Origin of the sequence: Sedimenticola hydrogenitrophicus (assembly GCF_025175675.1) — a bacterium.
Taxonomy (GTDB): Bacteria; Pseudomonadota; Gammaproteobacteria; order Chromatiales; family Chromatiaceae; genus Sedimenticola; species Sedimenticola hydrogenitrophicus.
In genome coordinates, this window is record NZ_JANIOA010000012.1 from 106,011 (window position 1) to 113,148 (window position 7,138).

Below are 7,138 nucleotides of genomic sequence, written 5' to 3' on the forward strand. Positions count from 1 at the left end.
CGGTGGACACGGAATGCATACCGCACCATCACGTCGTGGGCACAACCATTGTTCCTCAATACCCAGCCAGCTCCAGATAGCCCCGGCCCACCGGGGTCTGCCCTTCGAACACCTCCACGGCGCCTTCCCAGTAGCGCACGGTGTGGTCCATCTCCTGATCATCCAGCAACGGTTTGATCCGCAGGGTTCTGTCGCGGGATTTGATCCGCATTTCCCATTCGACCGGATAGCTTATGCCCGCGGGGTTCTGCCACCAGCGCAGGGGAGTGAGTTCAATGTCTTCCAGGTCCAGGCGACGGGTTGCGCCATCGGCCCCGGTCAGGCTGCCGGCGCTGTGGGGATCGTCCTTGCCGTCCCGGCCGCGCAGCCGGTAGAACATCAGATTGTCGCCGTCGTTTAGTTGCAGGGAGAACCAGTCCCAGCCGGACTGTTCCGGGGACAGGGCACTGGTACCCCACTCCCGGTCGAGCCAGGAGTCGCCCTGTACCGCCACGGTCTCTCCATCCAGGCTGATCGTCCCGGCGGTGCGCAGGCGCGGATAGGAGTAGTAATAGGATGCGTTGCCCGGTTCAGCGCTTTTCCGGCTCAGCCCCCGCTCACCCTGGAGTACCACCTCGACTCCGGGTTCGACAGCCAGCGTCAGGCTGAACGCCCGGGTTTTCAGATCCAGGTGCCAGGGGAACTTGCTACCTTCGGCGCGCAGTTGCCAATCCTCCGTCCAGACCCGAAACGGTGTGGTTGCTACGCCTGCCAGCCCGGGGCCCGCACGGGTCAATCGCTCCTCGGAAAGATGTCGCTTGCCATGGGCATCGGTGATGGCCACATGGGCCATCCAGACCGGATTGCCTACCCAGCTGGAAGCGTTTTGAATGGTGTTGGGCGGTGTCAGGCCGAAACGGAAAAAGGTCACCTGATAGCCGAAGCGGCGCCCGTCCTTGCTCTGTAGATTACCGGTGAGATACCACCACTCGTTGCGATACTCGGGATGCCCGCCATGATCTTGCGGGAAACGGAAATCGCGCGGTTGGGTGGCGCGGGCGAATCCGGCCTGGTCCAGCGACGAGAGCAGATCGGTGGCCGAAAGCTCGGCCCCTGGCTTGGGCGGTTCCTGACAGGCCGTCAGCAGGAGCACAAGCAGCAGAAGCGCGAACCGTTTCATGCTACTCCTCCCGCAATGCCAGGGCGGGGCGGGTGCGCGCCATGCGCAGGCTGGGGTAGAGCCCGGCCAGCAGCGCCGCCACCAGGGCGAAACCGGTGGCCTCCAGCAGGATGGTCGGCGACAACTGGCTGGGCATGCTCCAGCCGAAGGCGCGCAGATTGATCACATGCACCAGGATCTCCGCCATCAGCCAGCCCAGCGGCATCGCCAGCAGCGCCGCCATCAGGCCCATCAGCAGGGTCTGCAGGCTGACCTGGCCCAGCAGCTGGCGCGGCGTCAGGCCGGTGGCGCGCAGGATTGCATGCTCCCTGGCCCGTTCCAGCTCCAGCGCCATCATGGCGCTGAGGATGCCGACAAAGGCCACCGCGATCACCAGCAGGCGCAGCACCCGGGTGATGGTGAAGGTGCGGTCGAAGATCTCCAGGGACTGTTCCAGGATCTCCCGGTTGGCGCGCACCCGCAGGGGCTGCTCCGCCTGGCCGGCCAGCTGCTTGATCCGGGTGAGCAACGGTCCGCTGGGTTGACCCGGTTGCAGGTAGACGCCCAGGGTGGTGATCTGCGCGTCGTGCCAGAGGGCGGCGTAGCGCTCCCTGGGCATCACCACCAGGCCCCGGTCCGAGCCGTAGTCGAAGAAGATGCCGCCGACGGTAAAGCTGACGACGCCATCCGGCGTCAGCAGCGGCAGCGGGTCACCGACCTGCAGCCGCTGGTGGTAGGCGTAGGGCTCGGAGATCAGCAGCAGATCGCCCGCGGCGAAGCGCGCCCAGAGATCGGGCAGGGTCCCGCCCTTGAAACGGAAGCCGCGATAGCTGCGGCTGGCCAGGCCGATGGCCAGCAGATGGACCGGACCGCGCTCGCTCTCCAGGGTAACGTGACGGCCACTGCTGATCTCCGCCACCCCCTCCAGTTGTTGGATCCGTGACGGCAGCCAGTCGGGCAGGGGGGCGGAGGCGCGTTGGGAGGCGCTGTGAGTCGCACTGACATAGATATCCCCCTGCACCGTCTGGGCCAGCCACTGGCCGACGGTGTCGCGGAAACTCTCCACCATGATGCCCATGCCGATGGTGGCGGCGATCGCCAGGGTCAGGGCGGCGATGGCCGGGCCGGTGCGGCTCAGGGTGGCGTCGATACCCCGGGAGGCGAGACGGCCGATGCTGCCGAAGGCACTTGCCAGCGGCCGCTGCAGCAGTCGCGAAAGCGGCGGCACCAGGCTCGGCACCAGCAGGCAGTAGCCCATGATGAAACAGAACAGGGCGGCAAATCCCAACAGCAGGCTGCGCTCGGAGCTCTGCACCAGCACCAGGCCGCCGCCCATGCCTGCCAGGCCGATCAGCAGCAGCCAAGGGAGGGCGCGGTGGCTGCGCCGTTCGATGACCGAGCGGCGGTTGACGCTCTGCGGGCTGGAGCGGGTCGCCTCCCAGGCCGGTACCGAGGCGGCGATCAGGGTGGTCAGCAGACCCAGGAGGGCGCCGGTCAGCAGGATCGGCGGCGCCAGGTCGAGCCGACTTACCGTGAGGGCGAAATAGAGGTCATTGATGGTGCGGGTCACCAGCCAGAGCAGCTCCCGGGCCAGCAGAATACCGGCGCCCATCCCCAGCAGGGTGCCGAGCAGACCGATGATCATCTGTTCGGCCAGGATGGCGCGGAACACCTCGCCCCGGGTGGCGCCCAGCAGGCGCATGATGCCGAACTGGCGGCGACGTTGCAGTACCGAAAAGGTGGCGGTGTTGTAGATCAGGAAGCCGCCCACCAGCAGGGCCAACAGGCTCATGGCCGTCAGGTTGGTCTGGAACGCCTGGCTCATGCCGGCCATGGCGGCGGTGCGCTGCTCGGTCTCCACCAGTTGCACCCCCGGGGGCAACCAGCCCCGTAACCGGGCGGCCTGCGCCCCGTCCAGGGCGAGGTCGATCCGGTCCAGCGTGCCGTACTGTGTCAGCAGGGTCTGGGCCACTCCGATATCGGTCACCAGGACGCCGTCGAGGGCGGCCTGCGAACGGCCGCCGAACAGGGCCAGGATCTCCGTCTCCCGGGCACGCCCGGCGATATCCAGGGTGAGGCGGCTGCCCGCCTGCAGTCCCAGCCGCTGTGCGCTGTAGGCCGGGATCAGCAGGCCGTCGCGCCGGGTCAGCAATTGGTTCAGCACCGCGGGCGGGGTATCCAGGGTGAGATCCCGGAACGGCCGTTCCGCCAACGGATCGACCCCGAGCAGGGTCAGCTGCTCCTCGCCGATGCGCACCACCCCCTCCACCACCGGTGCGCTGGGCAGGTAGGGATGTTCCATTCTCAGTCGGGTATAGAGCCGTTCCGGTATCCCGCCCGGACCGCCGATGATCTGATGGCTGACGCGGCCGGAGATCTGCTCCATGGTGAGTTCGAACGCCCGGCTGGCGCTCTGGTTGGCCAGTCCCACCGCCATCACCACCGCCACCCCCAGGGCGATGCCGAGTACCGAAAGGATGGCCTGCCAGGTGTGTCGCCGCTGGTGGCGGAGACCGGCCCGCCAAAGCCGTGAGCCTACCACTGGAGCTCTCCCTGTTCACTTAACACCCCGTCGCACAGGGTGAGGATACGGTCGGCCCGCCGAGCAACCTCCAGGCTGTGGGTGACGATCACCAGGGTGCGCTTGAGCTGTCGGGAGAGGCCAATCAGGATGCCGAGGATCTGCTCGCCGGTCTCGGCGTCGAGATTGCCGGTGGGCTCGTCGGCCAGCACCAGGGCGGGATTGTGAATCAGGGCGCGGGCGATGGCGATGCGCTGCTGTTCGCCGCCGGAGAGCTGGTCGGGGAAGGCGTTCCAGCGATCACCCAATCCCACGTCGGAGAGGATGAAGCCGACCAGGCGGCTGATCTCAGGTTCCCTGACGCCGTTGAGCTCCAATGGCAGACCCACGTTCTCGGCGACGGTCAGGGTGGGGATCAGGTTGAAGAACTGGTAGACAAAGCCTATGTGGCGGCGCCTCAGCAGCGTGCGGTCGCGTTCCGAGAGTGCATTGATGTCCTGGTCCAGCACCCGGATGCGTCCCGCTTGGGGGGTATCGATACCGGCCAGCATGTTCAGCAGGGTCGACTTGCCGGAGCCGCTTCTGCCCAGCAGGGCGAGACACTCATGCTCCGCCACTTGCAAGTCGATCCCATTGAGAATGGGCCGCCCACCGCCCCCTTCCTGGTAGCTGTGGAACAGTTGTTCGACGACGAGTAGCGGTTTGTTCTGCATATGCTTCATAGGATAGGAAATCTGCGCCCGTTCAGCTATCGCCCGGCGCCACTATTTGGCACACTAGATCGCCATCTCCAACAGCCAATCCAGACCATGAGCATCAACATCGACAGCAAACTACCGAACCTGGGCACCACCATCTTCACCGTCATTGGCGAACTGGCCAACCGGCACCAGGCGATCAACCTGGGCCAGGGCTTTCCCGATTTCAGCGCCCCCCAGGGATTGCTGGATCGGGTCGATTACCATATCCAGCAGGGGCATAATCAGTATGCCCCCATGGCCGGGGTGGCCGCCCTGCGCGAGGCAATCGCCGACAAGATCGGGCAGAGCTACGGCCGTGCGGTCTCGGCGGACCGGGAGGTGACGGTGACGCCCGGTGCCACGGAAGCCCTCTACTGTGCCATCACCGCCTGCGTCCGTCCGGGCGACGAGGTGATCGTGTTCGATCCCGCCTACGACAGCTACGAGCCGGCCATCGAACTTAGCGGCGGTCGCGCGGTGCACCTGCCGCTGCTGCCGCCGGCCTTCGGAATCGACTGGCAGCGGGTCAAGGATGCGATCAATCCCCGCACCCGCATGATCATCCTCAACTCGCCCCACAACCCGACCGGGGCGACCCTGTCGGCGGGAGATCTGGATAGCCTGGCCGAACTGGTGCGGGATACCGATATCCTGCTGCTCTCCGATGAGGTGTACGAGCATCTTGTCTATGATGGCGAGACCCACCAAAGCCTGTTGCGGCATGATGAATTGGCGGCGCGCGCCTTCGTGGTCTTCTCCTTCGGCAAGACCTACCACGTGACCGGCTGGAAGACCGGCTACTGCATCGCCCCCGCCGCCCTCACCGCGGAACTGCGCAAGGTCCACCAGTACGTCACCTTCGTGGCGGTGACGCCGATCCAGCTCGCCTTGGCGGATTACCTGCGGGATTGTCCGGAACATTACCGGCAACTGCCCGCCTTCTATCAGCACAAGCGGGACCTGTTTTGCGAGCACATGACCGGCTCGCGTTTCAAATTTACGCCGACCCGGGGCACCTTTTTCCAGCTGATGGATTATAGTGATATCAGTGACCGGGACGATATGGCCATGGCCGAATGGCTGACCGGTGAAAAAGGGGTGGCAGCCATACCGGTTTCGGTGTTTTATAAAGAGCCACCGCCGGGGCGCTACGTGCGCTTCTGTTTCGCCAAGGAAGATCAAACCCTCATCAAGGCGGCGGAGTTACTGTGCAGGATCTGACCCTTACCCTGATTCAAGACCAGATTCACTGGCAGCAGCCGGAAGCCAACCGGCAGCACTTCGAGGCCCTGATCTCGCAGGCGCCGAGTTCCGACCTGATCCTGCTGCCGGAGATGTTCAGTACCGGTTTCTCCCTGCAATCCTCACAACTGGCCGAAACCATGACCGGCGACAGCATCCACTGGATGACCCGCATGGCAAAAGAGAGCGGGGCAGTGGTGGCCGGTTCCCTGATCCTGGAGGATGACGGCCACTACTACAACCGGCTGATCTGGATGCGCCCGGACGGTACCTTCGCCTTCTACGACAAGCGCCACCTGTTCCGCATGGCCGACGAGCACCACCACTACACCCCGGGTGACGAACGGCTGGTGGTGACCCTCAACGGCTGGCGCATCTGTCCGTTGGTCTGCTACGACCTACGCTTCCCGGTCTGGAGCCGCAACACCAGCAGTTTCGACCTGCTGCTGTACGTGGCCAACTGGCCGGAAAAACGCCGCCTGCACTGGCAGCGCCTGCTACCGGCACGGGCGATTGAAAACCTCTGTTACGTGGCGGGCCTGAACCGGGTCGGCGAGGACGGCAACGCCATCGCCTACAGCGGCGACAGCGTGGTCATCTCCCCCAAAGGAGAGGAACTGCTGAACGCCGGGAGTGACGCGGGCCTGTTCACCGTGCAACTCAATCATGAGGAGCTGGCCAGCTATCGCGAAAAATTCCCCGCCCACCTGGATGCGGATCATTTCCATTTTTGAGTATGTGTCCATTGGGGCATCGGTGGGCCGTGCCGTAAAGCCAATGGGGCAGGTTTTATCAGCAAAAACAAAAAATAATTAAATCAGTTGTTTAGCTCAATTTGTTCAATTAGAGCAGGCAGGATAATGCACGGAGCAAGATGTCGGGTTTTACATTATTGGTTCGCACTGTATTATTCACTAAATTCTCGGGATGTATGATCATTGTCCGGCGTTAAGAAAGAGGAAACACAAGCTCGTCGTGGCTCGGATTGAAATTTATCAGGAAGAATTGATTGCGGATTGGCAATTGGCAGTGATCGGGAGCAAGCCGTTCCCTATACGAGGACTGGATCAATGATTATTCAGCAAGTTATTCCAAAAGAGAATTTCATCCTCCGTATTGTGGCGGAAAATGGAAGATCAGGTGAATTTGATGTAGGTCCCTACCTGAAGGGAGAGGCATTCGAGCCATTAAAAGATCCGGAAGAATTCAAGAAAATACATAATGGAAAATATTTCATTGAGTGGGAGTGCGGTGCAGATTTGTCCGCTGATACGATTGAGGCCCATTTGAAATAGAGTCGAAACCAAGGCGCGCCTGCCTTTTCTTCGGGTTGTGCTGATTCGATAACGAAACGCACCAGTCACCCATCAGGATCTAGGCTCGGCAATATCCTTTGGACCAATAGGGGACAGACCACGGTTATAGTCGCGTAGATAACAAGTTAGGCAATGGCTTTTTGAAATTGCTCTGTAAAGCGTGGTCTGTCCTCTATTATTT

At 62.8% G+C, this 7,138-nt stretch carries 6 protein-coding genes; 3 read left to right on the top strand and 3 right to left on the bottom strand.

Going from position 1 to position 7,138, the window contains the following annotated elements; translation table 11 throughout:
- Positions 1-55 precede the first annotated feature (55 nt).
- From NPX02_RS08820 to NPX02_RS08830, 3 genes are read right to left on the bottom strand one after another with little or no spacing between them, the layout of a single operon-like run.
- Complete coding sequence (locus NPX02_RS08820) at positions 56-1,159, bottom strand: lipocalin-like domain-containing protein (RefSeq protein WP_260293150.1); 1,104 nt, start codon at positions 1,157-1,159, stop codon at positions 56-58.
- Between the two features lies 1 nt (position 1,160).
- Positions 1,161-3,680 carry an ABC transporter permease gene (locus NPX02_RS08825; RefSeq protein WP_260293151.1) on the bottom strand — a complete coding sequence of 840 codons (2,520 nt, stop codon included), beginning with the start codon at positions 3,678-3,680 and terminating at the stop codon, positions 1,161-1,163.
- Positions 3,674-4,381, bottom strand: coding sequence for an ABC transporter ATP-binding protein (locus NPX02_RS08830; protein ID WP_335342542.1), 708 nt, complete (start codon positions 4,379-4,381; stop codon positions 3,674-3,676). The genes NPX02_RS08825 and NPX02_RS08830 overlap by 7 nt, the downstream gene beginning before the upstream one ends.
- Positions 4,382-4,468: 87 nt before the next feature.
- On the opposite strand from NPX02_RS08830, the gene NPX02_RS08835 reads away from it, so the two are divergent.
- The 3 genes from NPX02_RS08835 to NPX02_RS08845 all read left to right on the top strand — a co-directional run bounded on the left by NPX02_RS08835 (position 4,469) and on the right by NPX02_RS08845 (position 6,936).
- On the top strand, positions 4,469-5,620 hold the full coding sequence (locus tag NPX02_RS08835; protein ID WP_260293152.1) for a pyridoxal phosphate-dependent aminotransferase: 1,152 nt from the start codon (positions 4,469-4,471) through the stop codon (positions 5,618-5,620).
- Positions 5,608-6,375: an amidohydrolase gene (locus tag NPX02_RS08840; protein WP_260293153.1), complete on the top strand. Its 768-nt coding sequence runs from the start codon at positions 5,608-5,610 to the stop codon at positions 6,373-6,375. The genes NPX02_RS08835 and NPX02_RS08840 overlap by 13 nt, the downstream gene beginning before the upstream one ends.
- Positions 6,376-6,711: 336 nt before the next feature.
- A complete protein-coding gene (locus NPX02_RS08845; protein WP_260293154.1) occupies positions 6,712-6,936 on the top strand; it encodes a DUF2442 domain-containing protein in 225 nt (74 codons plus the stop codon).
- Positions 6,937-7,138 lie beyond the last annotated feature (202 nt).

Coding starts and splice junctions, on each gene's coding strand:
- NPX02_RS08820 (WP_260293150.1), bottom strand. CDS start 1,159: ATGAAACGGTTCGCGCTTCTGCTGCTTGTGCTCCTGCTGACGGCCTGT.
- NPX02_RS08830 (WP_335342542.1), bottom strand. CDS start 4,381: ATGAAGCATATGCAGAACAAACCGCTACTCGTCGTCGAACAACTGTTC.
- NPX02_RS08835 (WP_260293152.1), top strand. CDS start 4,469: ATGAGCATCAACATCGACAGCAAACTACCGAACCTGGGCACCACCATC.
- NPX02_RS08845 (WP_260293154.1), top strand. CDS start 6,712: ATGATTATTCAGCAAGTTATTCCAAAAGAGAATTTCATCCTCCGTATT.